27 protein-coding genes are annotated in these 26,890 nt (G+C 54.2%); 16 read left to right on the top strand and 11 right to left on the bottom strand.

Annotated features, from left to right (window positions below):
• The first annotated feature begins 3 nt into the window (after positions 1 to 3).
• The 3 genes from KGP17_RS14635 to murJ all read left to right on the top strand — a co-directional run bounded on the left by KGP17_RS14635 (position 4) and on the right by murJ (position 3,213).
• Positions 4 to 648, top strand: coding sequence for a YceH family protein (locus KGP17_RS14635; RefSeq protein WP_059201003.1), 645 nt, complete (start codon positions 4 to 6; stop codon positions 646 to 648).
• Positions 641 to 1,558 carry a Gfo/Idh/MocA family protein gene (locus tag KGP17_RS14630; protein WP_059201002.1) on the top strand — a complete coding sequence of 306 codons (918 nt, stop codon included), beginning with the start codon at positions 641 to 643 and terminating at the stop codon, positions 1,556 to 1,558. The genes KGP17_RS14635 and KGP17_RS14630 overlap by 8 nt, the downstream gene beginning before the upstream one ends.
• A gap of 119 nt (positions 1,559 to 1,677) precedes the next feature.
• Positions 1,678 to 3,213 carry a murein biosynthesis integral membrane protein MurJ gene (murJ, locus tag KGP17_RS14625; protein ID WP_037376007.1) on the top strand — a complete coding sequence of 512 codons (1,536 nt, stop codon included), beginning with the start codon at positions 1,678 to 1,680 and terminating at the stop codon, positions 3,211 to 3,213.
• A gap of 67 nt (positions 3,214 to 3,280) precedes the next feature.
• Here murJ and argS read toward each other — a convergent pair whose 3' ends face one another.
• Positions 3,281 to 5,011 carry an arginine--tRNA ligase gene (gene argS / locus KGP17_RS14620; RefSeq protein WP_059200999.1) on the bottom strand — a complete coding sequence of 577 codons (1,731 nt, stop codon included), beginning with the start codon at positions 5,009 to 5,011 and terminating at the stop codon, positions 3,281 to 3,283.
• An 848-nt stretch (positions 5,012 to 5,859) separates the two neighbouring features.
• Between argS and KGP17_RS14615 the strand changes: the two genes are divergently transcribed.
• The 3 genes from KGP17_RS14615 to KGP17_RS14605 all read left to right on the top strand — a co-directional run bounded on the left by KGP17_RS14615 (position 5,860) and on the right by KGP17_RS14605 (position 8,655).
• Positions 5,860 to 6,429: a VOC family protein gene (locus KGP17_RS14615; protein ID WP_223497797.1), complete on the top strand. Its 570-nt coding sequence runs from the start codon at positions 5,860 to 5,862 to the stop codon at positions 6,427 to 6,429.
• Positions 6,430 to 6,662: 233 nt separating this feature from the next.
• The gene (cutC, locus tag KGP17_RS14610; protein ID WP_037376006.1) at positions 6,663 to 7,412 is read left to right on the top strand and encodes a copper homeostasis protein CutC; all 750 of its coding nucleotides are present in this window, start codon (positions 6,663 to 6,665) and stop codon (positions 7,410 to 7,412) included.
• Positions 7,413 to 8,157: 745 nt separating this feature from the next.
• Complete coding sequence (locus KGP17_RS14605) at positions 8,158 to 8,655, top strand: hypothetical protein (RefSeq protein WP_179253855.1); 498 nt, start codon at positions 8,158 to 8,160, stop codon at positions 8,653 to 8,655.
• Between the two features lie 58 nt (positions 8,656 to 8,713).
• Here the strand turns inward: KGP17_RS14605 and cmoB are convergent, their stop codons facing one another.
• The 5 genes from cmoB to KGP17_RS14580 form a co-directional block, all read right to left on the bottom strand.
• On the bottom strand, positions 8,714 to 9,685 hold the full coding sequence (cmoB, locus tag KGP17_RS14600; RefSeq protein ID WP_209523614.1) for a tRNA 5-methoxyuridine(34)/uridine 5-oxyacetic acid(34) synthase CmoB: 972 nt from the start codon (positions 9,683 to 9,685) through the stop codon (positions 8,714 to 8,716).
• Complete coding sequence (gene cmoA / locus KGP17_RS14595) at positions 9,682 to 10,425, bottom strand: carboxy-S-adenosyl-L-methionine synthase CmoA (RefSeq protein ID WP_021806664.1); 744 nt, start codon at positions 10,423 to 10,425, stop codon at positions 9,682 to 9,684. Before cmoA ends, cmoB begins: the two co-directional genes overlap by 4 nt.
• A gap of 95 nt (positions 10,426 to 10,520) precedes the next feature.
• On the bottom strand, positions 10,521 to 10,916 hold the full coding sequence (locus KGP17_RS14590; protein ID WP_021806663.1) for an MAPEG family protein: 396 nt from the start codon (positions 10,914 to 10,916) through the stop codon (positions 10,521 to 10,523).
• Positions 10,917 to 11,017: 101 nt separating this feature from the next.
• Positions 11,018 to 11,833 (bottom strand): DUF72 domain-containing protein, encoded by an 816-nt coding sequence (locus tag KGP17_RS14585; RefSeq protein WP_223497796.1) that lies wholly within the window; start codon positions 11,831 to 11,833, stop codon positions 11,018 to 11,020.
• A gap of 246 nt (positions 11,834 to 12,079) precedes the next feature.
• Positions 12,080 to 12,652 (bottom strand): hydrolase, encoded by a 573-nt coding sequence (locus tag KGP17_RS14580; protein WP_094981361.1) that lies wholly within the window; start codon positions 12,650 to 12,652, stop codon positions 12,080 to 12,082.
• A gap of 201 nt (positions 12,653 to 12,853) precedes the next feature.
• Here KGP17_RS14580 and KGP17_RS14575 point away from each other — a divergent pair, with 201 nt between their 5' ends.
• The 7 genes from KGP17_RS14575 (at position 12,854) to ruvB (ending at position 18,548) form a co-directional block, all read left to right on the top strand.
• Complete coding sequence (locus tag KGP17_RS14575; protein ID WP_021181142.1) at positions 12,854 to 13,084, top strand: FmdB family zinc ribbon protein; 231 nt, start codon at positions 12,854 to 12,856, stop codon at positions 13,082 to 13,084.
• A gap of 82 nt (positions 13,085 to 13,166) precedes the next feature.
• Positions 13,167 to 14,951 (top strand): aspartate--tRNA ligase, encoded by a 1,785-nt coding sequence (gene aspS / locus KGP17_RS14570; RefSeq protein WP_021806659.1) that lies wholly within the window; start codon positions 13,167 to 13,169, stop codon positions 14,949 to 14,951.
• On the top strand, positions 14,951 to 15,397 hold the full coding sequence (gene nudB, locus KGP17_RS14565) for a dihydroneopterin triphosphate diphosphatase (protein WP_021181144.1): 447 nt from the start codon (positions 14,951 to 14,953) through the stop codon (positions 15,395 to 15,397). Before aspS ends, nudB begins: the two co-directional genes overlap by 1 nt.
• Positions 15,398 to 15,418: 21 nt before the next feature.
• Positions 15,419 to 16,162 carry a YebC/PmpR family DNA-binding transcriptional regulator gene (locus KGP17_RS14560; protein WP_021181145.1) on the top strand — a complete coding sequence of 248 codons (744 nt, stop codon included), beginning with the start codon at positions 15,419 to 15,421 and terminating at the stop codon, positions 16,160 to 16,162.
• A 67-nt stretch (positions 16,163 to 16,229) separates the two neighbouring features.
• The gene (gene ruvC, locus KGP17_RS14555) at positions 16,230 to 16,751 is read left to right on the top strand and encodes a crossover junction endodeoxyribonuclease RuvC (RefSeq protein ID WP_021181146.1); all 522 of its coding nucleotides are present in this window, start codon (positions 16,230 to 16,232) and stop codon (positions 16,749 to 16,751) included.
• A 156-nt stretch (positions 16,752 to 16,907) separates the two neighbouring features.
• Positions 16,908 to 17,522: a Holliday junction branch migration protein RuvA gene (gene ruvA / locus KGP17_RS14550; RefSeq protein ID WP_223497795.1), complete on the top strand. Its 615-nt coding sequence runs from the start codon at positions 16,908 to 16,910 to the stop codon at positions 17,520 to 17,522.
• A gap of 18 nt (positions 17,523 to 17,540) precedes the next feature.
• Positions 17,541 to 18,548 carry a Holliday junction branch migration DNA helicase RuvB gene (ruvB, locus tag KGP17_RS14545; protein ID WP_021806657.1) on the top strand — a complete coding sequence of 336 codons (1,008 nt, stop codon included), beginning with the start codon at positions 17,541 to 17,543 and terminating at the stop codon, positions 18,546 to 18,548.
• A 42-nt stretch (positions 18,549 to 18,590) separates the two neighbouring features.
• Here the strand turns inward: ruvB and znuB are convergent, their stop codons facing one another.
• Both znuB and znuC read right to left on the bottom strand, forming a co-directional pair.
• Entirely contained in the window at positions 18,591 to 19,376 is a 786-nt protein-coding gene (gene znuB, locus KGP17_RS14540) for a zinc ABC transporter permease subunit ZnuB (protein WP_021181150.1), read from the bottom strand.
• Entirely contained in the window at positions 19,373 to 20,131 is a 759-nt protein-coding gene (gene znuC, locus KGP17_RS14535) for a zinc ABC transporter ATP-binding protein ZnuC (protein ID WP_223497794.1), read from the bottom strand. Before znuC ends, znuB begins: the two co-directional genes overlap by 4 nt.
• Positions 20,132 to 20,209: 78 nt before the next feature.
• On the opposite strand from znuC, the gene znuA reads away from it, so the two are divergent.
• The 3 genes from znuA to lpxM all read left to right on the top strand — a co-directional run bounded on the left by znuA (position 20,210) and on the right by lpxM (position 23,656).
• A complete protein-coding gene (gene znuA / locus KGP17_RS14530) occupies positions 20,210 to 21,151 on the top strand; it encodes a zinc ABC transporter substrate-binding protein ZnuA (protein ID WP_166735050.1) in 942 nt (313 codons plus the stop codon).
• 21 nt (positions 21,152 to 21,172) lie between these two features.
• Positions 21,173 to 22,495, top strand: a complete 1,323-nt coding sequence (mepM, locus tag KGP17_RS14525; RefSeq protein ID WP_037376005.1) for a murein DD-endopeptidase MepM — start codon at positions 21,173 to 21,175, stop codon at positions 22,493 to 22,495.
• A 192-nt stretch (positions 22,496 to 22,687) separates the two neighbouring features.
• Positions 22,688 to 23,656 carry a lauroyl-Kdo(2)-lipid IV(A) myristoyltransferase gene (gene lpxM / locus KGP17_RS14520; protein WP_037376004.1) on the top strand — a complete coding sequence of 323 codons (969 nt, stop codon included), beginning with the start codon at positions 22,688 to 22,690 and terminating at the stop codon, positions 23,654 to 23,656.
• A gap of 221 nt (positions 23,657 to 23,877) precedes the next feature.
• Here the strand turns inward: lpxM and KGP17_RS14515 are convergent, their stop codons facing one another.
• The 3 genes from KGP17_RS14515 to pyk all read right to left on the bottom strand — a co-directional run bounded on the left by KGP17_RS14515 (position 23,878) and on the right by pyk (position 26,722).
• Positions 23,878 to 24,030 carry a Hok/Gef family protein gene (locus tag KGP17_RS14515; RefSeq protein WP_021181155.1) on the bottom strand — a complete coding sequence of 51 codons (153 nt, stop codon included), beginning with the start codon at positions 24,028 to 24,030 and terminating at the stop codon, positions 23,878 to 23,880.
• Positions 24,031 to 24,322: 292 nt separating this feature from the next.
• Complete coding sequence (locus KGP17_RS14510) at positions 24,323 to 25,204, bottom strand: leucine-rich repeat domain-containing protein (protein WP_094981358.1); 882 nt, start codon at positions 25,202 to 25,204, stop codon at positions 24,323 to 24,325.
• 75 nt (positions 25,205 to 25,279) lie between these two features.
• Complete coding sequence (gene pyk / locus KGP17_RS14505) at positions 25,280 to 26,722, bottom strand: pyruvate kinase (protein ID WP_021181157.1); 1,443 nt, start codon at positions 26,720 to 26,722, stop codon at positions 25,280 to 25,282.
• Positions 26,723 to 26,890 lie beyond the last annotated feature (168 nt).

Below are 26,890 nucleotides of genomic sequence, written 5' to 3'. Positions count from 1 at the left end.
CCAATGAAATATGAATTAAATGCCAAAGAAGCCCGAGTGATTGGCTGCATGATGGAAAAGCAGGTGACCACCCCTGACCAATATCCGCTTTCCCTCAATGCCATAACGCTGGCCTGCAATCAAAAAACCAACCGCGAGCCGGTGATGGACCTGTCGGAAAGCGAAGTTCAGCAGCAGCTTGATTTACTGTTAAGAAGGCACTTCCTGCGTACCTTAAGTGGTTTTGGTAATCGGGTAGTGAAGTATGAGCAGCGTTTTTGCAACTCCGAGTTCGGCCAACTGAAACTGTCACCGGCCGAAGTGGCGGTGATTGCGACCCTGTTATTACGCGGCGCGCAGACGCCGGGTGAACTGCGCACCCGCACCAACCGGATGCATGAATTCAACGACGTCAGCGAAGTGGAAGAAGTGTTGCAACAGTTGACGACGCGTGAGGATGGGCCGTTCGTGGTACGTTTGCCGCGTGAGCCAGGCAAGCGAGAGAGCCGGTTTATGCACCTGTTCAGCGGCCAGATCGATGCGGCTCCGGCTGAAGTTGAGGAGGCTAATGCTGGTGAATTGACTGAACGGGTGGTGCGTTTGGAGGCAGAAGTTGCCGAATTGAAACAGCAGGTGCAGCAGCTACTGGCGCGGGGTTCACATGAGTAAACTACGTATCGGAGTAGTGGGTTTAGGCGGTATCGCGCAAAAGGCTTACTTGCCCATTCTTTCTCAAGCGGTGGACTGGCAGCTTGTTGGCGGCTTTTCACCGAATCAGCAAAAAGCCCAGCCGGTATGCGACAGCTATCGTATGCCCTATTTCTCTCGCCTTGATAGCCTGGCGCAACAGTGTGATGCGGTGTTCGTACACAGCAGCACTGCCAGCCATTTTCAGGTAGTGGGTGAACTGTTAGCGCAGGGCGTACACGTCTATGTGGATAAACCACTGGCGGAAACGTTGGAGCAGGGCGAACAGCTGATCGAACTGGCCGCAAAGCAGGGCGTAGCATTGATGGTGGGTTTCAACCGCCGTTTTGCGCCGCTGTATCGCCAGTTGAAACAGCAAATGCAGCTACCGGCCTCGATCCGCATGGACAAACACCGCGCCGATAGCGTCGGGCCAAATGACCTGCGATTCACCCTGCTGGATGATTATCTGCACGTGGTGGATACCGCGCTGTGGTTAGGCGGCGGTAGCGCCAGCTTGCAGAGTGGCCAGTTGCGCGCAAACGAAGCGGGCGAGATGCTTTACGCGGAACACCACTTTGCCTGCGGTGACACCATCGTTACGACCAGTATGCACCGGCGTGCTGGCAGCCAACGGGAGAGCGTGCAGGCAGTCACCAACGGTGCGGTCTATCAACTGAACGATATGCGACAATGGCTGCGGGAAGACCCGCAAGGCGTGCTCGAGAAACCAGCCCCAGGCTGGCAAACCACGCTGGAACAACGAGGTTTTGCCGGTGCAGTTCACCATTTTATTCAGTCCATCAGCAACCAGACCGCTCCGGAAACTGCCGGAGAACAGGCCATTTACGCCCAGCGATTGATCGAGAAAATGCTGCGTGATGCCAGTTAACCCCATGTAACATATGGCGGTAGCTATTAATGGCGTGGAGCCGTAGACTAACGCCACTCAACTGACGCCTGCCGACGCAGGCGTTGATATTTACCCGTCGTACTCATCAGAAAAACCACATGAATCTACTTAAATCACTGGCAGCCGTTAGCTCGATGACCATGTTTTCACGGGTGCTGGGCTTTGCGCGTGATGCCATCGTGGCACGCGTTTTTGGGGCAGGGATGGCTACGGATGCTTTCTTTGTGGCGTTCAAGCTGCCAAACCTTTTACGCCGCATCTTTGCGGAAGGGGCTTTCTCCCAGGCGTTTGTGCCGATCCTGGCGGAATACAAAAGCCAGCAGGGTGAAGAGGCAACGCGCACCTTTGTTGCCTACGTTTCCGGCCTGTTGACGCTGGTGCTGGCGGTAGTGACCGTGCTTGGCATGCTGGCCGCGCCCTGGGTGATCTTTATTACGGCTCCGGGGTTTACCGATACGCCGGATAAGTTTGCCCTGACCTCGTCGCTGTTGCGTATCACCTTCCCTTATATCCTGTTGATTTCGCTGGCCTCGCTGGTGGGGGCGATCCTCAATACCTGGAACCGTTTCTCCATTCCGGCCTTTGCGCCAACGTTGTTGAACGTCAGTATGATCGGCTTTGCGTTGTTTGCCGCGCCGTACTTCAATCCACCGGTGCTGGCTTTGGCCTGGGCGGTGGTAGTGGGGGGCGTGCTGCAACTGGGGTATCAATTACCGCACCTCAAGAAAATTGGCATGCTGGTATTGCCACGCCTGAAGCTAAATGACGCGGGCGTATGGCGCGTGATGCGTCAGATGGGGCCCGCAATCCTGGGGGTTTCGGTCAGCCAGATTTCGCTGATCATCAACACTATCTTTGCCTCTTTCCTGGTCTCCGGCTCGGTGTCGTGGATGTATTATGCCGACCGCCTGATGGAGTTCCCGTCCGGGGTGCTGGGCGTAGCATTGGGCACCATCCTGCTGCCGTCCTTGGCGAAGAGTTTTTCCAGCGGTAATCATGAACAATATAACCGCCTGATGGACTGGGGCCTGCGTCTGTGCTTTGTGCTGGCTTTACCGAGTGCCATCGCGTTGGGCATCCTGGCCAAGCCGCTTACCGTCTCGTTGTTCCAGTACGGCAAGTTCTCCGCCTTTGATGCGGCGATGACCCAGCGTGCGCTGGTGGCCTACTCGGTTGGCTTGATGGGCCTGATCGTGGTGAAAGTGCTGGCACCGGGTTTCTACTCGCGCCAGGACATCAAAACCCCGGTGAAGATTGCCATCATTACGCTGATCCTGACCCAGGTGATGAACCTGATATTTATTGGCCCACTGAAGCATGCTGGGCTTTCGCTGTCGATTGGTCTGGGGGCCTGTCTGAATGCTTCGCTGCTGTATTGGCAACTGCGCAAGCAGGATATTTTCCAACCGCAGCCCGGCTGGGCGATGTTCCTGTTCAAGCTGGTGGTCGCCGTGCTGGTGATGGCTGCGGTACTGCTTGGCGTGATGTGGCTGATGCCGGAATGGGATCAGGGCAATATGCTGGCTCGCTTACTGCGTCTGTCGGTCGTGGTGGCTGCGGGGATTGTTGCCTACTTCGCGGTGTTGGGGATCCTCGGGTTCCGTCCTCGAGACTTCGCTCGGCGGGTAGACTGATACCCCACCGCTAATCATCAGATAAAAAAGGTCGCTAACGCGACCTTTTTTACGGCTATCGAATGGATTACATACGTTCGACGGTTTCGATCCCGAGCGTATCCAAGCCGGTTTTCAACGTCTTGGCGGTCAGCAGGGCCAGCTTCAGGCGGCTCTGACGTGCCTCTTCGCTTTCGGCGTTGAGGATCTGGCAATGCTCGTAGAAGCCAGAGAACAGCCCCGCCAGATCGTACAGATAGGTACACATCACGTGCGGTGTACCTTCACGGGCGACCACGGTAAGGGTTTCTTCGAACTGTAGCAGGCGAGTTGCCAGCGCGACTTCACGCTCTTCGGTCATCACCAACGGTAGCGTCAGGTTGCTTTCATCCACGCCAGCACGCTTGAACACCGAGGCAACGCGGGTATAGGCATACTGCATATACGGCGCAGTGTTGCCCTCGAAGGTCAGCATGTTATCCCAATCGAAGATGTAGTCCGTGGTGCGGCTTTTCGACAGATCGGCATATTTCACCGCACCGATGCCGACCGCATTAGCCACGTTCTGCATTTCATCGGCAGGCATGTCCGGGTTCTTCTCGGCAATCAGTTTGCTGGCGCGTTCAACGGCTTCATCCAGCAAATCGGAAAGTTTGATGGTGCCGCCTGAACGGGTTTTGAACGGTTTGCCGTCTTTACCCAGCATCATGCCGAACATGTGGTGTTCCAGCGAGACGGAGTCTGGCACGTAACCTGCTTTGCGCACGATAGTCCAGGCTTGCATCAGATGCTGATGCTGGCGCGAGTCGATGTAATAGAGAACACGATCGGCACCCAGGGTCTCGAAACGGTATTTGGCGCAGGCGATATCGGTAGTGGTATACAGGTAACCGCCATCTTTCTTCTGGATGATGACACCCATCGGATCGCCGTCTTTATTTTTATACTCGTCCAGGAACACCACGGTAGCGCCTTCGCTTTCTACCGCCAACCCCTTCGCCTTGAGATCGGCAACGATGCCCGGCAGCATGGCGTTGTACAGGCTTTCGCCCATCACGTCATCTTCGGTCAGGGTGACATTCAGACGGTTATAGGTCAGTTGGTTCTGCGCCATGGTGATATCCACCAGCTTGCGCCACATCTTCAGACAGTATTGGTCGCCGCCTTGCAGTTTGACCACGTAACCACGGGCGCGCAGAGCGAAATCTTCGTCTTCGTCGTAGTTTTTCTTGGCTTCGCGGTAAAATTGCTCCAGATCCGACAGCCCCATATCGCTGGCATGCTCGTTTTGCATCTTTTCCAGGTAGGCGATCAGCATGCCGAACTGGGTACCCCAGTCGCCCACATGGTTGGCGCGTATCACTTTATGGCCCAGGAATTCCTGAGTACGGGCAGCGGCATCGCCAATAATGGTGGAGCGCAGGTGACCCACATGCATTTCTTTCGCCACGTTGGGCGCAGAATAGTCGATCACGATGGTTTGCGGCTTAACGGGGGCAATGCCCAGCTTCTCTGCGCCCAGGGTGGCATCGGCCTGGCGGGCAACCCATTCGCTGTTCAGGAAGATATTGATAAAGCCTGGGCCGGCGATTTCCACTTTGCTGCTGATGTCACCCAGGTCAAGCAGTTGGACTACTTTCTCTGCCAGTTGTCGTGGCGGCATACCAAGAGTTTTGGCAACGGACATCACGCCGTTGGCTTGGTAGTCACCAAACTGTGCTTTCGCGGACTGACGAACCTGAGCTTCGCAATCGGCAGGCGCACCTGCGGCAATCAGCGCCTGGCTGACTTTATCTGATAGAAGAGCCTGAATATTCACCGGGTTACCTTAAATGACAAACGAGGGCCGTGCAGTACGCCCTCCGGATCAAAAGGTGGTTTTACTCTATTGGTTTGCAAAACGCCTTGACGCACAACTTGCAATCCAGCAGGGACGACGCCACGTATCGCAGGCGACGCTCAACCACAAAACAGCCTGCAATTGTACCCGATTGACGGCACCGCGTCAGTAGTTGACGCGGGCTGGCATGGTGAAAGATAGGGAAAAGTGAAGACCAAAAAGGTAAGTAGGTGAATCAAATCGTCCGCTGTCATTGGTTTCATGGGAGCGGATTAATGGACGCTTTAACGCTTTTTATTGCCTCGGCCAGAACGTAACACACTATTCTGGCGAGTTTTGAAATGGCGATAAATCGCGTAGCCAGCAATGGCTATTAAAACAAGGGATATACCTAACAGGGTCATGTTTATTTATCCAAAATCAAATGCTCTCCTAACCTAACTTATTAACGCCACCTAATCAATTGTAATGCCTCTGTTTAGGATTTCTCGCATCATTATTATTTTTTTTTGAATAAAAACATAGTGTTAAATTTTACTCTGGCTGAGGTGTCAGTTTCATTGTCAGCGATTGGCCTTGTGGAAACTAAAACGATTAAACATTAGTCATTCTTAATGGTTTTGATGCGAATTAATGGAGTGCGATATAAGAAGATTCTTGATTGTTTCTTTCCTCATGAAGGATAGTTCGGTCTTAAATAGGTCGTTGCGCACCAAATGCAACATTATCTTTATCCTCTAGGTTTTTATTCTCTGATCCATAGCCTCTAGGCGATTCGACGTGTAGATTATTGGCCTGCCAAAGATCCTGGAGAACCTGAGAAACTTATGACTACCTTGTCATCGATCGCCGAACTTAACGACCTGACGCTGGATTTACCTCGCTTTGAACTGGCTCTGGAGCAGTTTGCACAACGGCTCCATCTTGAGCTGGCAACATTCAGCGCAGACCATATCTCGCTGCGTTGCCATCAGAACAGCACCGCCGATCGTTGGCGGCAAGGGTTACTGCAATGCGGATCGCTACTTTCGGAAACGATGATCAACGGCAGGCCGATTTGCCTGTTTGATCTCCATGAGCCGTTGAAGGTTGGCCCTTGGCAGATTGACTGTATCGAGCTGCCATACCCCGGTGAGAAGCGCTATCCGCATGAAGGATGGGAACATGTAGAGCTGGTGCTAAGCGGCGATCCCGCTACCCTGTATGCCCGCGCCCTGGAACATCTGGCGGACGAAGCCTTGCTGCTACCTGGCATCAAACTCAAGCAGAGCTCACCTAAAGGTGAGGGCGAACGCCTGGCCAATCCGACCTTGGCGATCAGCGATGGCAATGTCACCATCAAATTCCATCCGCATCATATTCGTGACATCGTGGCCAGTGAACGGGTGAAACCGTAGCGTGTCGTTTGTTGCCGATTTCGAATGGGGTGTCAGGGAGAAAAATGATGCGTTCGCGTTATTTATCCGACTTAACGCCGCCACTGTGACTGCGATCGATCCATTAATCAAAATTGAGTGCCATAGTTAGCACCTTGTGCCATTAAGACTTTTATCAGATTGTCATCCTGTGGCCTGTAGGGCGGCGGGTAAACGTTTGCTGTAGCATTTTTGACCGTTATCTGGGGGTAACAATAATGAAGCTGGAAGTTTGTTGCTATAGCGTCGACTGTGCCATGACAGCAGAGCATGCGGGTGCTGACCGCATAGAATTGTGTGCCAGTCAGAGTGAGGGCGGGTTGACGCCGAGCTTTGGATCGTTGCGGCTGGCTCGGGAGCGGGTAACGATACCCGTTCATCCAATAGTGCGGCCGCGCGGGGGCGATTTCTGCTACAGCGCCGTCGATTTCGAGATTATGAAGAACGACGTGGCGCAAATCCGCGAGATGGGTTTTGCCGGTGTGGTCATCGGCATGTTGGACGATGAAGGGCATATCGATCTTGCGCGGATGCGCGAGGTGATGAAATTAAGCGGTAATATGGCGGTGACCTTCCATCGCGCGTTCGATATGTGTCAAAACCCGATGGTGGCGCTGGAACAACTGACGCAGCTCGGCGTGGCGCGCATTCTGACCTCTGGGCAGCAGCAGAATGCCGAGTTGGGCTTACCGCTGTTACGCGACTTGGTGCATGCCAGCAACGGTCCGGTGATCATGGCCGGTGCCGGTGTCCGTTTGAGCAATATGCATAAGTTTGTGGATATCGGTATTCAGGAGTTGCATAGCTCGGCTGGGCATACGGTGCCTTCCACCATGCGTTACCGCAAGGCGGGTGTCACGATGTGTGCCGACAATGAGTTTGACGAATTCAGCCACTACTGCGTGGACGGGGAAACGGTAGAGGCGATGAAGAACGCGCTGGCCATGCTAACTCCTGTCGAATGAGATCGTAGGGAGCCGTATGCTGAGAGCGTTTAGCAATGGCCCAACGTTGTGAGCCTGGTTTGAAGCCCCGAATATTCGGGGCTTTTTGCATTTGTGCGCAAAAAAAGCCCTGAACAGGGTAGAGGTGCTCAGGGCAAACAGGTTCATACTTCTCTGGTGTTGGCGCGATACCAACACTTTAACTTTAGTTAACGATGAGCCACTGCCTTAAGTTTAAATGTTGATAAAATGTAACCGGCTGTTGTCGCTTATCGCAGACTCTCCACCCAGTGACAAATGGCCGAGAGTATTTGCACGGTGCCGCCGATATTGAATATGGCGGCAATCCCTATGCCGGTCATTATGGTCAGCAATGCCATCAACAGTCTGTCAACACCTCGCATTAATCACCCTTATGAATTTGTTGAGTTTTTCCAGTCTACTAAAAGCGTTCAGTCTTCAACGCTGAGCCTCGATAGGATTTCCCCACGATTGTATTGCCAGCGCTGACACACATGACAGGAGGCGACACGTTGATGTGTAGACGATACCGTTTGATGGTGCTGTTACTAAACAAGTTCAACCGCTTTTGGTCAGGAGGATACATGAGAGTTTATGTTGTGTGGTTAATGCTGGTTTGTTGTTCATTATCGGGCTGTGTTGCGGCCTATTATCGTTAACGGAGGAGGGGGAGATGCGTTATTTACTGATTGTCGGCCTTGTTATGTCGTTAACGGCCTGCGCAACGCTGTATTACAGGTGAGTGATGAGACATTTTATTATTTTGCTGGCATTGGCATTGAGTGGTTGCGTCTCGGTGTATGGGCCAACTAAAACCGGTAACCAGCCCGGCAGTGCGGCTGAAACTGCCGCTGGTGAGTCGACTGCTGGTGCGAAGCCCACCTTGATAGGCAACCGTAATCCGGATGAGCTGTTAACCCGTACTGAGGAAATTTTTGCGCAGAAAGGACTAGAGGCCAAGGTTGTCGACCCGCATCTGGGGATCGTTGGCACGACGGGCAATGACGCTGAACTGGCCAGCCTGTATCTGACTTGTTCAGACCAGCCAGGGCCATCTAATCTGAATGTTACCTACCGGATCCTGGTGCAGATTTTTAGCGCCGGAGAAGGGACTAACGTGATGGTGCAAGTCAATGGCGTTGCGGGGCTGGTGGCGGGCGATGGCAACGATAAGGTCAAGCCCTTCGAATGTTCATCCAGCGGGGTGTTTGAAAAGGATCTGCTAGAGGCTTTGAGAAAATAACAAGGTAACTAAAAGGGCGTAGAATTGCTACGCCCTTACATAATGAGTCGGTTAAGGCTTACGGTTTTTTGGCGATCAGCACGGCGCGGATCGGTGCCGGGTAACCTTCAATCGTTTTGGTTGGATCTTGGGGATCGAGGAACTCGGCCAGTGACTCGCTGGTCATCCAGTCGGTGCGGCGCTGTTCTTCGGTGCTGGTTGGGCAGATATCGGCAATGCTGACCTCGACAAATCCGCATTTTTCCAGCCAGCACTTCAGCGCTTCGGCAGACGGAATAAAGTAGACGTTACGCATCTGCGCGTAGCGGTCGCCCGGCACCAATACCTGATGGCGATCGCCTGGCACGACCAGCGTTTCCAACACTAGCTCGCCCTCGGAAACCAGCTGGTTCTTCAACTGATACAGGTGATCCAGCGGGGAACGGCGGTGATAGAGCACGCCCATCGAGAAAACGGTGTCGAAAGCGGCCAGCTCGGGCAGTTGTTCGATACCCAGCGGCAACACATGGGCGCGTTGATCGCCACCCAGCAGTTTTCGCACCGCTTCGAACTGGCACAGGAACAGTTGCATTGGATCGATACCGACCGCCAGATGTGCTCCAGCACCGACCATGCGCCACAGATGGTAACCGCTGCCGCAACCCACATCCAGGATGGTACGGCCAGCCAGCGGGGAAATATGCGGTAGCACGCGATCCCACTTCCAGTCGGAATGCCATTCGGTATCGATATCAATGCCGTAAAGCGAGAACGGCCCTTTACGCCACGGCATCAGCGTACGCAGCATTTTCTCAATGCCTTCGAGCTGGCCAGGTGACAGCGGTTGTTCCATCTCGGCACGTACGCCATGCAATAAATCCAACTGGGTCGGCGTCAGGGAAGGCAGGTGCTCTACCGAATTGAACCACTGCTTGAACTTGCCATGCAGCGATTCGCGCTGCCAAGCGGTGATTTGGGCCGGCAGCGTATCCAGCCAGTGGCTCAGCGGGCTTTTGGCGATGCGCTGGTAGAAGTCTCCAAACTCGATCATGCGGTTTCTCCTGATTTCAGGGCGATCAATGAGCCGAAGTTGAAGCATTGGAACCAGACTTCTGCATGTTCAAAACCGGCTTGCCGAAGGCGCGCTTTATGCGCTTCGACCGAATCGGTCAGCATCACGTTTTCCAGCATGCTACGCTTTTGGCTGATTTCCAATTCGCTGTAGCCGTTGGCGCGTTTGAAATCATGGTGCATGTTGAACAACAGTTCACCGACGTCCGCATCCTCAAAGCTGAATTTCTCTGACAGCACCAAGGCACCGCCCGGACGTAGCCCACGATAAACCTGTTCGAGCAGGCGCAGCCGGTCAGCCGGTTCAAGAAACTGTAGGGTGAAGTTCAACACCACCATCGAGGCATTTTCGATGGTAATGTCTAAAATGTCCGCCTCAATGACGTCGACGGGCGTATCGGCGCGAAAAGCATCAAGATGGCGGCGGCAGCGCTCTACCATCGCGGGGGAATTATCGACCGCAATAATCTGACAACCTTCGACGCTGATGTTCCTGCGCATCGATAGCGTGGCCGCGCCGAGCGAGCACCCCAGGTCATACACCCGGCTGTGCGGCTGGACAAAACGTTCGGCCAGCATGCCAATCATCGAAATGATATTGGAGTAGCCCGGAACGGAACGCTGGATCATGTCTGGGAAGACTTCAGCAACGCGCTCGTCGAAGGTCCAGTCGCCCAGTTTGGCGATCGGGGCGGAAAAAAGAGTATCGCGGTTTGGCATAGCGGCAAATCAGGTCAGAATTCGAAGGGGCGTATACTAACAGAAAAGCGGCGCAGGCAGAAGCAGGCGGCGTGGCCGCCTGAACAGAGGGGATATCAGTGTAAACTAAAGATAATGTCCCACGGCAGATAAACGATATTGGCTATCACCATCAGTATCAATGAAAGATAGGTAGCCGCCATACCCGAACGGCGCCAGCGGACTTCACGGTTACGTAAACCGTAGTAGTGAACCAGCCGGCCTGCCATCAGCAGCAAACCACACAGATGCACCATCCAGACTTCAGCACCGTTCATCTCCATGATCACCAACAGGATGGCGGCGATCGGGATGTACTCCACGGCGTTACCGTGTACGCGGATCGCGGTTTGCAGCTCGTAGAACCCACCGTCACCGTAGGCAACCCGGTACTGCATTCTCAACCTGACCACGTCAAAAGAGAGTTTGATCAACAACAATGCGCCAAGCACCACATAGAGCGCGCTTACCATTCTTAACTCCATTCGTAACCAAATCTGGCAATGAGCATCATAACTGCCATCCTCGCGACTGTCGCGAGGAAATATCCGATAGGACCCATCAGATTAATAGGTTAAAACAAGGCTTCTTGCTCTGGCCAGTCCGGAGGCATCGCTAAATTCGGAATTATGCCGTGTAGCCCTTGCCAGATTTTCTGTGCCTGCTGAGGAGAATCGCTGTTATCTGGCGTGTGAATAAACAGATAAGGCTGATGTTGTTGCGCCCAGTCAGGCAGCCTCTGTTGCCATGAATCAAACCAGCGCTGATTGTCCGCCAGCACGTCACCGCCGATAAAGCGGATCAACGGGTTGTCAGCCGTTATCACTGCATGTACCGGCAGCTTGGGCTTTTTCTGCTGCGCATCGCGGATCGCTGGGCTGTGCGGTTTGGCATGGTGCAGCGGGCGGCTATCGAGGATGGTCCGGTTAATGCCGCGTTGGTGCAAACCCTGATTCAGTTGGCGCTCTGCGTCACCCTTGGCGAAAAATTCCAGATGACGGACCTCGACTCCGTAGGTGAACTCCGGCGGTAAGGCATCAAGAAATGCCCACAGAACACCCAGATGCTCGGGTGCAAAGGCGGCGGGCAACTGCAGCCACAGTTGTCCGATACGCCCTTCAAGGGGGCGCAGGCAGTCATAAAATGCCTTGATATCGGCCTCACAGCCGCGCAGTGCTGCTTTATGGCTGATCGCTGACGAGAATTTAAAGCAAAAACGGAAATCATCGCCGGTCATATCGCGCCAGCGATGCACAATTTCCGCCTTTGGCAGAGCATAGAAGGTGGTGTTACCTTCCACGCAGTTGAAGTAGCGGCTGTAGTCTGCCAGATCGCGCAGGCCGATACGGTTCCATGCTGGATGTTGCCATTGCGGTAGTCCGATATACATCAAACGCTCATCTTCCCTGTTTTACATTTTGGCAACAACGGTAGCGTCATCCTGCCTTGCTTTCAAGTGCCTAAAACTGCGTTCACCACCGCAACACCTGAGCTTGAGGCGGGTGGAGGTCAATGCAGGTTAGCCGACCGTTGAGCGCAGGGATGCGCGATACGAGCCTCCATGGACGGATTTACGGCGTGTCGGCGTCCTGCATGACTTCCACCTGTTACTCTTTATCAACAGCTAGATGAGCTTTTACAGCGCAGCAAGGATCTCACTGGTGCTACGCACACGGGCAATACGCGGGAAGATATTATCGAAGGCGAATTGGTGCATCTCGGCGCTGTAGGTGCTGCACATGTCTTCGGCGATCACCAACTCGTAGCCATGTTCCCAGGCCGCGCGCGCGGTAGACTCCACGCCAATATTGGTGGCGATACCGCCCAATACCACCGATTTGATACCCCGTCGGCGCAGTTGCAGGTCCAGGTCGGTGCCATAGAATGCTCCCCATTGACGTTTGGTGATCAGCACATCGCTGTCTTGTACCGCCAGCGCTTCGGGGAATTCCCACCAGGAGGCTGGCAGCCCGCCGACCGGAGACGGTGAAGGCTTATCTACCGGTTGCTTGAGCGCTTCGGCAAAGGAATCAGACCAGCCGACGCGCACCAGAAACACGGGGGCATTCAGCGCGCGGAAACGCCCTGCCAGATGGGCCGCATGGGTGACGACTTGGCTGGCACTGTGCGGACCAGCGGCGTAAGGTAGAATGCCGTTTTGCAGATCGATCAGGACCAGGGCGGTGGTTTGGGCATCAAGTTTCAACATTGGGAGCGTCTCTGGGTTAAAGTGGATTTAAGGTTGTGCTACTGGCATTTGAAAGACGACGGAGACATAGGCTACGTGATAAAACTGCTGCCAGTTAATGGGAAATTTGTTAACCGATGTGTTGTTTGCTACCGCTAGGTGCGATTTAGCATTGCAACAATGCCGTGTTCGCTCTTATCTGGCGCATGAATTTCCTTTATAATGACCGCCTTTTTTCACCAATCTTTAATCCAGCGATCTATGCCGATTTATGAATATGCATGTGGCTCATGCCAACATCGATTAGAGAAACTACAAAAATTTTCCGACGCGCCGTTGACTCAATGTCCGGCGTGTGGGCAGCCCGCACTGACCAAGTTGATCTCTGCCAGCGGTTTCCAGTTAAAGGGCACCGGCTGGTATGCAACAGACTTCAAACCGGGTGATAAATAACAATTCGTCAGATAATAGCCGTGCGGAAACAGCAACTGCTGCCAACCTCCGGCCGAATCGGCTTAAGTCAAAAGGATAGCGTATGCGTACTGAATATTGCGGGCAGTTGAATCTGGCCCACGTCGGCCAGGAAGTCACTTTGTGTGGTTGGGTCAACCGCCGCCGCGATCTGGGTGGCCTGATCTTTATTGATATGCGTGACCGCGAAGGCATCGTGCAGGTGTTCTTCGATCCGGATCAGAAAGTGGCCTTCGACAAAGCCTTCGAACTGCGTAACGAGTTCTGCATCCAGATCGTCGGTACCGTGCGTGCGCGCCCGGAAAGCCAGGTCAACAAGGATATGGCGACTGGCGAAGTTGAGGTGTTCGCTCATCAGCTTGAGATCATCAACCGCTCTGAACCGCTGCCGTTAGACTCGAATCAGACCAACAGCGAAGAAGCGCGTCTGAAATATCGCTACCTGGATCTGCGTCGCCCGGAAATGGCCGACCGCCTGAAAACCCGTGCCAAGATCACCAGCTTTGTGCGCCGCTTTATGGACAGCCACGGTTTCCTGGATATCGAAACCCCAATGCTGACCAAAGCCACGCCGGAAGGTGCCCGTGACTATCTGGTACCAAGCCGCGTACATAAAGGTAAATTCTACGCGTTGCCACAGTCTCCACAGTTGTTCAAACAGCTGCTGATGATGTCTGGCTTCGACCGTTACTACCAGATCGTCAAGTGTTTCCGTGACGAAGACCTGCGCGCCGATCGCCAGCCGGAATTCACCCAGATCGACGTGGAAACCTCTTTCATGAGCGCCGAGCAGGTGCGTGAAGTGATGGAGCAACTGGTGCATGAACTGTGGCTGGACGTGAAGGGCGTCGATCTGGGTAAATTCCCAATCATGACCTTTGCCGAAGCGATGCGCCGTTTCGGTTCCGATAAGCCAGACCTGCGTAACCCGCTGGAGCTGGTGGACGTTGCCGACCTGGTTAAAGACGTTGAGTTTAAAGTGTTTTCTGGCCCGGCGAACGATGCCAAAGGCCGCGTAGCCGCGATTTGTGTTCCGGGTGGCGCGCAGCTGACCCGTAAGCAGATCGACGAATACGGCGCTTTCGTGAATATCTACGGTGCCAAAGGTTTGGCATGGCTGAAGGTTAACGATCGTGCTGCGGGTATGGAAGGCGTGCAAAGCCCGATTGCCAAATTCCTCAGTGCCGAAGTGCTGGAAGCGATCCTGGCGCGCACCAATGCGCAAACCGGCGACATTCTGTTCTTCGGTGCCGACAGCTTTAAAATCGTTACCGACGCCATGGGCGCGCTGCGCTTGAAAATCGGCCGCGATCTGGGCCTGACCAAGCTCGACAGCTGGGCACCGCTGTGGGTGGTCGATTTCCCAATGTTTGAAGAGGACGGCGAAGGTGGCCTGGCGGCGATGCACCATCCGTTTACCGCCCCGCGCGATATGAGCCCGGAAGAGCTGCAAAAAGATCCTACCTCAGCTATCGCCAATGCCTACGATATGGTGCTGAACGGCTATGAAGTGGGTGGTGGTTCCGTGCGTATTCACCGCAGTGAAATGCAGCAAACCGTCTTCGGTATTCTTGGCATCAACGAACAAGAACAACGTGAGAAGTTTGGCTTCCTGCTGGATGCGCTGAAGTACGGTACTCCTCCGCACGCCGGTTTGGCCTTCGGTCTGGATCGTCTGGTGATGTTGGTAACCGGTACCGAGAACATCCGTGATGTTATCGCTTTCCCGAAAACCACCGCGGCAGCCTGTCTGATGACCGATGCACCAAGCTTCGCCAACCCGGCTTCGTTGCAGGAACTGGCGATCAGCGTAGTGAAGAAAGCCTCAGCTGAACAAGAGAGCGAGTGATGAATTACAAGCGGCCCGAGTCTATTCTGGTGGTGATTTATGCAAAATCCAGTGGCCGGGTGCTGATGTTACAGCGGCGTGACGATACGGAGTTCTGGCAGTCGGTCACCGGCAGCCTTGAAGACGCCGAATCGCCGCCGCATGCCGCACAGCGCGAAGTCATGGAAGAGATTGGCATCGATATCGCAGCAGAGGGTCTGCCGTTGTTCGATTGCCAGCGCTGTGTGGAATTTGAACTCTTTGTCCATTTGCGACACCGCTATGCGCCGGGAACCACGCGTAATAAAGAGCACTGGTTCTGTCTGGCGTTACCTGATGAGCGCGATCCGGTCTTGACCGAACATCATGCTTACCAATGGCTTGAGGCGTCCGAGGCGGTCAAACTGACCAAGTCCTGGAGTAATCAGCAGGCGATTGAAGAGTTTGTGATCCATTCTGTCCAGTAGTTCTTTTTGGAGATATTTTTTATGGCAGGTCATAGTAAATGGGCCAACACCAAACACCGCAAAGCTGCACAAGATTCCAAACGCGGTAAGATTTTCACTAAAATTATCCGTGAGCTGGTGACTGCCGCCAAATTGGGCGGCGGCGATCCGGGTTCGAACCCGCGTCTGCGTGCGGCTATTGATAAAGCGCTGTCCAACAACATGACGCGCGATACCCTGAACCGTGCTATCGCCCGTGGCGTAGGCGGCGATGATGATACCAATATGGAAACCATCATCTATGAAGGTTACGGCCCTGGCGGCACTGCGGTAATGATCGAATGCCTGAGTGACAACCGTAACCGTACCGTGGCAGAAGTGCGCCATGCCTTCACCAAGTGTGGTGGCAACCTGGGTACCGACGGTTCCGTGGCCTATCTGTTCACCAAAAAAGGCGTGATCACCTATGCACCGGGTCTGGATGAAGACACGGTGATGGAAGCCGCATTGGAAGCGGGTGCTGAAGATATCCAGACCTATGACGACGGTGCCATTGACGTCTTCACCGCCTGGGAAAATCTGGGTGAAGTGAAAGACGCGTTGACCGCGGCAGGCTTTGAGGCAGACTCGGCGGAGGTTTCCATGATCCCGTCCACCAAAGCGGACATGGATGCTGAAACGGCGCCTAAGTTACTGCGCTTGATCGACATGCTGGAAGACTGTGACGACGTGCAGGAGGTTTACCATAACGGTGAGATCTCCGACGAGATCGCTGCAACGCTGTAATGCAGGTGAATGATGGCGTTGCCAACCGGCAACGCCAGGCAACAATCAATGCAGGGTGGTGGTAGCAATGGCGATCATACTGGGTATCGATCCCGGCTCGCGCGTCACCGGCTATGGCCTGATCCGCCAGCAGGGCCGCCAACTGACCTATGTTGCCAGCGGTTGTATTCGTACCGTGGTGGATGATATGCCAACGCGCCTGAAGCTGATTTATGCTGGCGTGAGCGAAATCATCACCCAGTTTCAACCGGACTTCTTCGCCATCGAACAGGTTTTTATGGCCAAGAACCCGGACTCGGCGCTGAAGTTGGGGCAAGCGAGGGGCGTGGCGATCGTTGCCGCCGTCAATCAAAACCTGGAAGTGTTTGAGTATGCGGCGCGCCAGGTGAAACAGACGGTGGTCGGTACCGGTGCGGCGGAAAAGTCTCAGGTGCAGCATATGGTTCGCTCACTGCTGAAGCTGTCTGCCAATCCTCAGGCGGATGCCGCGGATGCGTTGGCTATCGCCATTACCCACTGCCATCTCAGCCAGAACGTGCTGCGTATGAGTGAAGGGCGGTTGAATCTGGCGCGTGGGCGTTTACGTTAGGGGTCTGTAACGTAGAGGCTGCATGCTGGCCCGCCGAGGCATGGCCATTTTGTTATCGTTCGGAGGCTGGATATTCATCCAGCCTTTTTTATGGTATAAGCTGTATTAATACTGCGTGGCAGTGCGCCACGTACAGGGATACATTCAGGAGGGGTAATGATAGGTCGTCTCAGAGGAATTATTCTGGAAAAGCAGCCACCGCTGGTGTTACTTGAAACCAATGGCGTCGGGTATGAAGTGCATATGCCGATGACCTGCTTTTACGAGCTGCCGGAACTGGGGCAAGAGGCTATCGTGTTTACCCAATTCGTGGTGCGTGAAGATGCACAGCTGCTGTATGGGTTCAATGATAAACAAGAGCGTGCGCTGTTCCGTGAGCTGATTAAAGTGAACGGCGTGGGGCCAAAACTGGCACTAGCGATCCTTTCAGGCATGTCTGCCCAGCAGTTTGTCAGCGCGGTGGAACGTGAAGAGATCACTACGTTGATCAAATTGCCAGGCGTGGGTAAGAAAACCGCCGAGCGTCTGGTCGTCGAAATGAAAGACCGCTTCAAAGGCCTGAACGGCGATCTGTTCAACAACAGCAGTGAAATCCCTCTACCGGCCAGTGCGGCCAAAGCGGCGGAGATGGATATTGAAGCCGAAGCGGCCTCTGCACTGGTGGCCTTGGGCTATAAGCCGCAGGAAGCCAGCCGCATGGTCAGCAAGGTTGCCAAGCCGGGTGCGAATTGCGAGGCATTAATCCGCGAAGCATTACGTGCCGCACTGTAGGCCGGAAAGGGGTAGACCATGATTGAAGCCGACCGCCTGATCTCTGCCGAGCCGTTCAATGAAGAAGAGGTGCTGGATCGTGCGATCCGCCCTAAGCTGCTGACGGAGTACGTTGGCCAGCCGCACGTGCGTGAGCAGATGGAAATCTTTATTCAGGCTGCCAAACAGCGCGGCGATGCACTGGACCACCTGTTGATCTTCGGGCCGCCTGGGTTGGGTAAAACCACCTTGGCCAACATCGTGGCTAATGAGATGGGCGTTAACCTGCGTACCACTTCTGGTCCGGTGCTGGAAAAGGCGGGGGATCTGGCGGCTATGCTCACCAACCTGGAACCCCATGACGTGCTGTTTATCGACGAAATCCACCGTCTTTCGCCGGTAGTGGAAGAGATCCTGTATCCAGCGATGGAAGACTATCAGTTGGATATCATGATCGGTGAAGGTCCGGCGGCGCGCTCAATCAAGCTCGACCTGCCACCGTTCACCCTGGTTGGAGCCACCACGCGGGCCGGTTCCTTGACCTCTCCATTACGCGATCGCTTCGGCATCGTGCAGCGTCTGGAGTTTTATCAGGTGGCCGATCTGGAGCATATCGTTTCCCGCAGTGCCAACTGCCTGGGGCTGGATCTGTCTCCCGATGGGGCGCATGAAGTGGCACGTCGCGCCCGCGGTACGCCGCGTATTGCCAACCGTCTGCTGCGCCGCGTGCGCGACTTTGCCGAAGTCCGTGCCAACGGAGTGATCAATGGTGAAGTGGCCATGCAGGCATTGGATATGCTGAACGTCGATGCGGAAGGTTTCGACTATATGGACCGCAAGCTGTTGCTGGCGATCATCGACAAGTTTACCGGTGGCCCGGTGGGGTTGGATAACCTGGCGGCGGCAATCGGTGAAGAGCGTGAAACGATAGAAGACGTGATCGAACCCTTCCTGATCCAACAAGGGTTTATTCAGCGTACTCCGCGTGGCCGAATGGCGACCAATCATGCCTATAAGCACTTTGGTATCGAGCGAGAAGAGAAGTAGCAATCCAGGAGTTACGCCAGGGGAGACCCTGGCGTAATGAGATCAAGCCTGCTGCTTTTTCGACAGGCTCAGTACAAACAGCACCGCAGCGCTTAACACTACCGAGGGCCCAGCTGGCGTATCGTAGAATGCCGAGAAGGTTAGCCCGCCGGTGACCGCAATTATCCCTATCAATACCGCATAACCGGCCATTTGTTCAGGAGTGCGGGCAAAACGCCGTGCGGTTGCGGCTGGGATAATCAGTAGCGACGTAATAATCAGCGCACCGACAAATTTCATGGCCAGCCCGATGGTCAAGGCGGTGACCAGCATTAAAATGGTGCGTGCGCGTGGCAGGTTAACGCCGTCGACATGAGCCATCTCCGGGCTGATGGTCATCGACAGCAGATCGCGCCATTGCCACCAGAGCACCAACAGCACAATCACCACGCCAGTACCGATCATCCAGATATCGCCGATCGTCACCGACAGCAAATCCCCAAACAGATAAGCCATCAGATCTACGCGCACGTTGGACATCAGTGCGACCACCACTAAACCCAGCGATAGCGCACTATGCGCCATAATGCCGAGCAGCGTATCTATCGACAACTGCGGGCGGCGCTCCAGCCAAACCAGCACCAGGGCTAACAGTAGCGTGACGGCAATCACGGCGTAAAACGGGTTGACGTCCAGCAATAAGCCGAAGGCAACGCCAAGCAGCGATGCATGTGCCAGCGTATCGCCAAAGTATGACATTCGGCGCCAGACCACAAAGGAACCCAACGGGCCCGCCGCCGCAGCCAGCAGCACACCGGCCAGCCAGCCGGGCAATAACAGTTCAATCATGCCTCACGGCCCCCGGTTTTTTTCAGCACAATTCTGCCTTGCAGGTCGTGACGGTGATTATGGTGATGGCGGTAGATCGCCAGCTGCTCTGCACCCCGATTACCGAACATGGCGATAAACTCCGGGTGCATTGACACCACTTCCGGTGTGCCAGAGCAGCAGATATGTTGGTTCAGGCACAGGACGTCGTCGGTTTTGGCCATCACCAAGTGCAGGTCATGGGAAACCATTAGCACCGCGCAGCCCAGCTCTTTGCGCAATTGGTCGATCAGGTCGTATAACGCCAACTGGCCGTTAACGTCCACCCCTTGCGTGGGCTCATCCAGCACCAGCAACTGCGGTTGATTCAACAGCGCTCGTGCCAGCAACACCCGCTGGTTTTCGCCGCCGGACAGCTTTTGCATGGGCTGATCCAACAGGTGCGCGGCATGCACGCGTTTCAGCGCGGGCAAGATATCGGCCTTTTTCACCCCAGGTTTGAGCCGCATGAAGCGGTTGACGGTCAAGGGCAGGGTGGCATCGAGATGCAGCTTTTGCGGCACATAGCCAATGCGCAGCCCAGGCATACGTTCCAGCGTGCCTTCCGTTGGGGCAATTAAGCCCAGCACTACGCGAACCAGCGTTGACTTGCCGGCTCCGTTAGGCCCGAGGAGCGTCAGAATACGACCCGGTTGCAGGTTAAAAGAGATATTTGTCAGTACCCGCCGGGTACCAAAAGAAACAGAGATATTTTTTAGCGTTGCCAGTGTAGACATATCGTGATTACATTTTGCAGAACTAACCGAATGTTATAATATCACGCTTCTTTACTGAAAACGACGGGATTACTGATGATGGTACAGAAAAATAAATGGCTGCAACGCACTCTGCTGGCAACGGCTTTGGTAATGGCTGGCAATGCGACGGCCGCCGTAGTGACCTCTATCCGCCCGCTGGGCTTTATCGCATCCGCTATCGCAGATGGGGTCACGCCTACCGAGATTTTATTACCGGACGGTGCCTCGCCTCATGACTTCGCCTTGCGCCCGTCGGACATTCAGCGGCTGCGTAGCGCCGACCTGGTGCTGTGGGTAGGACCAGATATGGAGGCTTTTCTGACCAAATCTTTGACGCAGTTGCCCGCCAATAAGCAATTGGCCATCGGTGAACTGCCTGCGGTACAGCCGTTGCTGATGAAAGGCGATGACGATCATGACCATGATCATGCAGCCGAAGCGCATAGTCATGCGGATGGCGACGCGGGGCACGACCATCATCACGGTGACTATAATATGCACGTTTGGCTGTCACCAGAGGTGGCAAAAGTGACCGCGATCGCGATTCACGACAGATTATTGGAACTTATGCCGCAAAAGAAGGACAAATTAGACGCAAACCTGCGCCAGTTCGAGGATCAGCTAGCGCAAACTGATAAAAATCTTGTTAAGATGCTAACGCCTGTGCAAGGTAAGGGATATTTTGTTTTTCATGACGCTTATGGCTACTTTGAAAAACACTTCGGCTTGAGCCCACTGGGCCATTTTACCGTTAACCCCGAAATTCAACCTGGCGCACAGCGTTTACACCAAATTCGAACACAGTTGGTTGAGCAGAAAGCAGTCTGCGTTTTTGCTGAGCCACAATTCAGACCGGCCGTAATTAATGCCGTTGCCAAGGGGACCAATGTGCGTTCTGGAACGCTGGACCCGCTGGGCACAGGCATCGCACTGGGGAAAGACAGCTACGGGAACTTCCTGACAGCGCTGTCCAACCAGTACGTGAGCTGCCTGAAGTAAAGATTATGAGGATATTATTGAGTGCAGAAGATAGTCCGAACTATCACTCTGGCGTATAACAACCTGCCTCGGCCCCATCGCGTAATGCTAGGGTCGTTGACAGTCGTTACGTTGGCCGTCGCTGTTTGGCGGCCTTCCGTTTATCACCCAGAACATAACCCTATCGTTAAAAGCGTCGAGTTGGAAGCCAACCAGTTAAGGGCATTGCAGCCCGAAGCCAGTGAACCTATTGATGCCGACCAACCCACCCCCGATGATGACATCCCTGAGGATGAGCTGGACCAGAAGGTCGCCGGAGAGGAAGGTGTGCATGAATATGTGGTTTCTACCGGTGATACGCTCGGTAGTATTCTGACCCAGTACGGCATCGAAATGTCGGATGTTTCGCTGCTGGCTTCGCAGAACCGCGATTTGCGTAACCTGAAAATCGGCCAGCAACTCTCCTGGACGCTTACCGAAGATGGCGATCTCAAGCGCCTGACCTGGGAAGTTTCACGCCGTGAAACCCGCACCTATGATCGTGTGGGCAATTCCTTTAAAGAAACCAAGGAAACCCAAAAGGGTGAATGGCGCAACAGCGTGCTGACCGGCAAGCTGAACGGCAGCTTTGTCAGCAGCGCCTCGGCGGCTGGCCTGAGCCGTGCCGAGATCAATGCGGTAATCAAAGCCCTGCAGTGGCAGCTTGATTTTCGCAAGCTGCGCAAAGGCGATCAGTTCGCGGTGTTGATGTCGCGCGAAGAGTTTGACGGCAAGAGCGAGCAAAGCCAACTGTTGGGCGTGCGTATGCGCAGCAGCGGCAAAGACTACTTCGCCATCCGCGCCGATGACGGCAAGTTCTACGATCGTCAGGGTTCCGGGTTGGCGCGTGGCTTTATGCGTTTCCCGACCATGAAGCAGTTCCGTATTTCTTCCAACTTTAACCCACGCCGCGTAAATCCCGTGACCGGGCGCATTGCACCGCATAAAGGCGTCGACTTCGCCATGCCGGTCGGCACGCCAGTGTTGGCGGTGGGTGACGGTGAAGTGGTGATCGCCAAGCGCAGTGGCGCGGCAGGTAACTATGTGGCGATCCGTCATGGCCGCCAATATACCACGCGCTATATGCACTTGAAAAAGCTGTTGGTCAAGCCAGGACAGAAGGTGAAACGTGGCGATCGCATTGCGCTTTCCGGTAACACCGGTCGCTCTACCGGCCCACATTTGCATTATGAAATGTGGACTAACCAGCAAGCGGTTAACCCATTGACGGCTAAGTTGCCTCGCTCGGAAGGGCTGATGGGGAAAGATCGCAGCGATTACCTGGCACAGGTGAAGGAAGTGGTGCCACAGTTGCAGCTGGATTAACCATCGCTATCCCTTATGATTTCCCATCGGCCTGATTTCGGGCCGATGTTTTTTTATTAATGCCTGCTCGAGATAACGATAGCTGCATTTTGTCAGTGAACGGTGCTGGTTTTAACCTGACTCACCCGCCTGACTGCAACTAGGTATATAGTTTATATCTTCCGAGCAGGTGCGTTGAATAAAGAGCAGGTCATGCAAAACGAGAAGAAATCGAACGTAGAGTTCATCCCACAATTTGATAAAGCCTTCTATCATCCGCGCTACTGGGGCGTTTGGTTGGGAACCGGGCTGATGGCCGGTATTTCTCTGGTCCCTGCTCGAATGCGAGACCCATTACTGGGTGCGATTGGTAAACTGGCTGGCAAGGTTGCTAAAGGGGCTCGACGCCGCGCCCGTATCAATCTGCTTTATTGCATGCCGGAACTGCCAGAACAGCAACGCGAGCATATTATCGATGAGATGTTTGCTACCGCGCCGCAATCGATGATCCTGATGGCGGAACTGGCCTGTACCAAACCGGAGAAAGTACTCAAGCGCGTGCGTTGGCACGGTGAAGAAGTGCTGGATAAAATCCGTGAGGAAGGCCGCAACGTGATTTTCCTGGTGCCGCACGGCTGGGCCGTTGATGTGCCAGCGATGCTGATGGCTGCGCGCGGGCAACCCATGGCAGCGATGTTCCATAACCAGAGCAACCCATTGGTCGACTATCTGTGGAATAGCGTGCGCCGCAAGTTTGGTGGCCGTATGCATGCCCGCAACGATGGCATCAAGCCTTTTATCAGTTCGGTGCGCCATGGTTATTGGGGCTATTATCTGCCTGACCAGGATCACGGTGCCGAGCACAGTGAATTCGTGGATTTCTTTGCGACCTATAAAGCCACATTGCCTGCAGTCGGCCGCTTGATGAAAGTCTGCAAAGCGGCGATCGTGCCGCTATTCCCGGTTTATGACGGTAAAACCAGCATGCTGGACATTTATATCCGTGAGCCGATGGATGATCTGGCCGAAGCCGACGATGTTCGCATTGCGCGCCGCATGAACGAAGAAGTGGAAAACCTGGTGGGCCCTAATCCAGAGCAATATACCTGGATTTTGAAGCTGCTGAAAACGCGCAAGGAAGGTGAGATTGAACCTTACTCGCGGGACGATTTATATCGTTAATGTCGCTTATCAACTCTCTACCGGGCGTTACACTCTGCTAAATAAGCGCAGTATGCGGCGCCCCTACGCTCTAACCTGTTCGTTTCCTACAATTTCAGCAGCTTTTGGCAAACTGTAACGACGGGCTATAACCTGTCCTTTTGGTTTGTAGGAGAAGGGTGCTCCTAGATCTACACGCCAACAACCAACGGGCGGGAGCAGGCCCCCGCCGTTGGGTTGCCTTACCGTTCGGATTCGTAGGCCAAAATGGCCGCAACCTCCGTGTTGCCCGATCGAATACGCAACTCACAAAGTTTGCTGCGCGTTAGCCATACCAGCAAAATAACGGTGGTACAGATAACGACCAGTTTAACGATGTTTCCTTTATTCAACATTGTGTTTCCTTCTCCTTGCCTCTCGGCAGGTAAGAAGCTAACCTAACGTTGTCTGGCGTTAGAGTTGGCCTCGGGTAGATGTTATCGACTCGGGGCTTTTCTCTTTGTATCCATCACCTTGGCTTTTGGCTCCAGATACAAAGATCCAGAGCACCCACGCGTAGTATATTCATCACACCCGTCTGGCTCGTGTCTGTTTTATTCCCAAATACCAACTCTGCGCAGCGTTACGCAATGCTCTGCAACGGCCTGAAAAACCCACTGTTCACCGTTGCAGATTTTAGTCAGGCAATTAGCAATGAACCATACAGCCCTGCTGGATTAGCGGTTCAAGCACCGCTGGATAATGGTCGAAGTCATTCCAACGCAGGTCCAGTCGCCGTAGGTTTTTCATTTGCGCCATGCTGGTCGGTAATTGACTTAATCGGTTGGCACGCAAGTCTAATGAAACCAGTGAACTCAATGCACCCAAGTCTTCAGGCAACTGGGATAATTGGTTGAAACGCAGATTGAGCGTAGCTAACTTGGGCAATTGGCAGAATTGATCGGGTAAGTACGCAATGGCGTTGTTTTCCAAATCCATCACCTGTAACTCTGACAGTTGAGCGATCTCGCTGGGCAGGGTAGTGAGACGGTTTTTCATCAGGTGTAATTCACGCAACTGGCCCAATAAACCGATCTCCGAGGGTAATGCGGTGATGGCATTATTGTAGAGACGCAGCTCTTGTAGCGCCGTCAGGCCGCACAGTGCCGTAGGGAATTCCACTAGCTGATTATCCGTCAGATTCAGATAACACAACGCTTGCAGCTGGCGCAGCGAATCGGGTAGCTGGCTGAAACCGTTATCACTCAAATACAGATACTTTAATTCACGCAATTCCCCGATTTCGGCGGGAATTGATGTTGCCTGGTTGTGACCAAAATCGAACATTTGCAACTGGCGGAGCAAACCGATTTCCGTCGGCAGTTCGGCAATCTGGTTGCAGGAAATGTTGAGCACTTTCAGGTCACGATGGTGAAAAATCTGCTCGGGGAAGCGGGTCAGGCAATTATTGTACAGGCTGATTTTTTGCAGGGAGGTGCCGCTGAGATCTTCACTCTCCAGATTGGCCAATTGCCGCCCATCAAGATCCAGCGAGCCACGAGTATATTGCTGATGATGTTGATGTAGCATGAAGAGGTTCCCCAAATAGCAATAAAAAAGCCAGTCAGCGTAAACCGACCGGCCTTAACATTAAATGCGCGGTAATCAGTCTACGCGCAGGATACGGCTGGTATTGGTGGTGCCCACGGTGCTCATGACGTCACCTTGGGTAACCAGCACCAGATCGCCAGACACCAGGTAACCTTTATCACGCAGACGGGCGATAGCGTCATTAGCGGCGGCAACGCCATCGCTGTGGCTGCCAAAGTAGACCGGGGTGACACCGCGATACAGCGCCGTCAGGTTCAGCGTGTGCTCATGGCGAGACATGGCGAAGATCGGCAAGCCGGAGCTGATACGTGACATCATCAGCGCGGTGCGGCCAGATTCGGTCATGGCGATGATGGCGGTAACCCCTTTAAGGTGGTTAGCGGCATACATGGTCGACATGGCGATGGCTTCTTCGATATTGTCGAACTGCACGTCCAGACGGTGCTTGGACACGTTGATGCTTGGGATTTTTTCTGCACCCAGGCAAACACGCGCCATGGCGGCTACCGTTTCGGCTGGATACTGGCCCGCAGCGGTTTCGGCAGACAGCATGACCGCATCGGTACCATCCAGCACGGCGTTCGCCACGTCCATCACTTCGGCGCGGGTCGGCATCGGATTGGTGATCATCGATTCCATCATCTGCGTGGCGGTGATCACCGCACGGTTCAGCGTACGGGCGCGACGGATCAGTTTCTTCTGGATGCCCACCAGCTCCGGATCGCCGATTTCGACGCCCAGATCGCCACGGGCAACCATGACCACGTCGGAGGCCAGGATGATGTCATCCATCGCTTCGTCGCTGCATACGGCTTCGGCACGTTCAACTTTCGACACGATTTTGGCGTTGCAGCCAGCGTCACGTGCCAAGCGGCGAGCATAGTTCAGGTCTTCGCCGGTGCGCGGGAAGGAGACAGCCAGGTAGTCGACGCCAATTTTGGCGGCGATCAGGATATCGGCTTTGTCTTTCTCGGTCAGGGCTTCGGCAGAGAGACCACCGCCCAGTTTGTTGATGCCTTTATTGTTCGACAGCGGGCCACCTACGGTGACTTCGGTGAACACTTTCATGCCCTGAACTTCCAGCACTTTCAGCTGTACGCGGCCATCGTCCAGCAGCAGCACATCGCCAGGCACCACGTCCGCAGGCAGGCCTTTATAGTCGATACCGACTTTTTCTTTATCGCCTTCACCCTTGGTCAGGTTGGCATCCAGCAGGAATTTGTCGCCGATGTTAAGAAAAATCTTGCCTTCCTTAAAGGTGGAAACGCGGATTTTTGGCCCCTGAAGATCGCCCAGGATAGCGACATGACGCCCCAGCTTGGCCGCAATCTCACGCACTTTATCTGCCCGTGCCTGATGGTCTTCTGCATTGCCGTGGGAAAAGTTAAGCCGAACTACGTTCGCACCAGCAGCAATAATCTTTTCCAGATTATTGTCGCGGTCGGTAGCCGGACCCAGTGTGGTAACGATTTTGGTTCTTCTGAGCCGTCTGGTCATGTATTACTCCGTTGACTTGTGACGCAAGTATTGGTGTTGCTGAACGTCAGATAACGAAACCGGATGAGGGGGCAGACGCTTTTCGCCTACCTAATTTTCATCTGGGTTATCTGTATGAACGAGCTATCAGGGTACAACTATAATCCCGCGGGTCAACTTGTGATCTGA

It is taken from the genome of Serratia sp. JSRIV001, assembly GCF_019968745.1.
Lineage (GTDB): Bacteria > Pseudomonadota > Gammaproteobacteria > Enterobacterales > Enterobacteriaceae > Chania > Chania fonticola_B.
The sequence above is the reverse complement of the archived record's forward strand: the minus strand, read 5'-3'. Positions and strand labels throughout refer to the sequence as shown.

What these genes read in the sequence shown, in the direction of transcription:
- KGP17_RS14635 (WP_059201003.1), top strand. Translation starts at nt 4, where the DNA reads ATGAAATATGAATTAAATGCCAAAGAAGCCCGAGTGATTGGCTGCATG.
- KGP17_RS14630 (WP_059201002.1), top strand. Translation starts at nt 641, where the DNA reads ATGAGTAAACTACGTATCGGAGTAGTGGGTTTAGGCGGTATCGCGCAA.
- murJ (WP_037376007.1), top strand. Translation starts at nt 1,678, where the DNA reads ATGAATCTACTTAAATCACTGGCAGCCGTTAGCTCGATGACCATGTTT.
- KGP17_RS14615 (WP_223497797.1), top strand. Translation starts at nt 5,860, where the DNA reads ATGACTACCTTGTCATCGATCGCCGAACTTAACGACCTGACGCTGGAT.
- KGP17_RS14605 (WP_179253855.1), top strand. Translation starts at nt 8,158, where the DNA reads ATGAGACATTTTATTATTTTGCTGGCATTGGCATTGAGTGGTTGCGTC.
- cmoB (WP_209523614.1), bottom strand. Translation starts at nt 9,685, where the DNA reads ATGATCGAGTTTGGAGACTTCTACCAGCGCATCGCCAAAAGCCCGCTG.
- cmoA (WP_021806664.1), bottom strand. Translation starts at nt 10,425, where the DNA reads ATGCCAAACCGCGATACTCTTTTTTCCGCCCCGATCGCCAAACTGGGC.
- KGP17_RS14590 (WP_021806663.1), bottom strand. Translation starts at nt 10,916, where the DNA reads ATGGTAAGCGCGCTCTATGTGGTGCTTGGCGCATTGTTGTTGATCAAA.
- KGP17_RS14585 (WP_223497796.1), bottom strand. Translation starts at nt 11,833, where the DNA reads ATGTATATCGGACTACCGCAATGGCAACATCCAGCATGGAACCGTATC.
- KGP17_RS14580 (WP_094981361.1), bottom strand. Translation starts at nt 12,652, where the DNA reads ATGTTGAAACTTGATGCCCAAACCACCGCCCTGGTCCTGATCGATCTG.
- KGP17_RS14575 (WP_021181142.1), top strand. Translation starts at nt 12,854, where the DNA reads ATGACCGCCTTTTTTCACCAATCTTTAATCCAGCGATCTATGCCGATT.
- aspS (WP_021806659.1), top strand. Translation starts at nt 13,167, where the DNA reads ATGCGTACTGAATATTGCGGGCAGTTGAATCTGGCCCACGTCGGCCAG.
- nudB (WP_021181144.1), top strand. Translation starts at nt 14,951, where the DNA reads ATGAATTACAAGCGGCCCGAGTCTATTCTGGTGGTGATTTATGCAAAA.
- KGP17_RS14560 (WP_021181145.1), top strand. Translation starts at nt 15,419, where the DNA reads ATGGCAGGTCATAGTAAATGGGCCAACACCAAACACCGCAAAGCTGCA.
- ruvC (WP_021181146.1), top strand. Translation starts at nt 16,230, where the DNA reads ATGGCGATCATACTGGGTATCGATCCCGGCTCGCGCGTCACCGGCTAT.
- ruvA (WP_223497795.1), top strand. Translation starts at nt 16,908, where the DNA reads ATGATAGGTCGTCTCAGAGGAATTATTCTGGAAAAGCAGCCACCGCTG.
- ruvB (WP_021806657.1), top strand. Translation starts at nt 17,541, where the DNA reads ATGATTGAAGCCGACCGCCTGATCTCTGCCGAGCCGTTCAATGAAGAA.
- znuB (WP_021181150.1), bottom strand. Translation starts at nt 19,376, where the DNA reads ATGATTGAACTGTTATTGCCCGGCTGGCTGGCCGGTGTGCTGCTGGCT.
- znuC (WP_223497794.1), bottom strand. Translation starts at nt 20,131, where the DNA reads ATGTCTACACTGGCAACGCTAAAAAATATCTCTGTTTCTTTTGGTACC.
- znuA (WP_166735050.1), top strand. Translation starts at nt 20,210, where the DNA reads ATGGTACAGAAAAATAAATGGCTGCAACGCACTCTGCTGGCAACGGCT.
- lpxM (WP_037376004.1), top strand. Translation starts at nt 22,688, where the DNA reads ATGCAAAACGAGAAGAAATCGAACGTAGAGTTCATCCCACAATTTGAT.
- KGP17_RS14515 (WP_021181155.1), bottom strand. Translation starts at nt 24,030, where the DNA reads ATGTTGAATAAAGGAAACATCGTTAAACTGGTCGTTATCTGTACCACC.
- KGP17_RS14510 (WP_094981358.1), bottom strand. Translation starts at nt 25,204, where the DNA reads ATGCTACATCAACATCATCAGCAATATACTCGTGGCTCGCTGGATCTT.
- pyk (WP_021181157.1), bottom strand. Translation starts at nt 26,722, where the DNA reads ATGACCAGACGGCTCAGAAGAACCAAAATCGTTACCACACTGGGTCCG.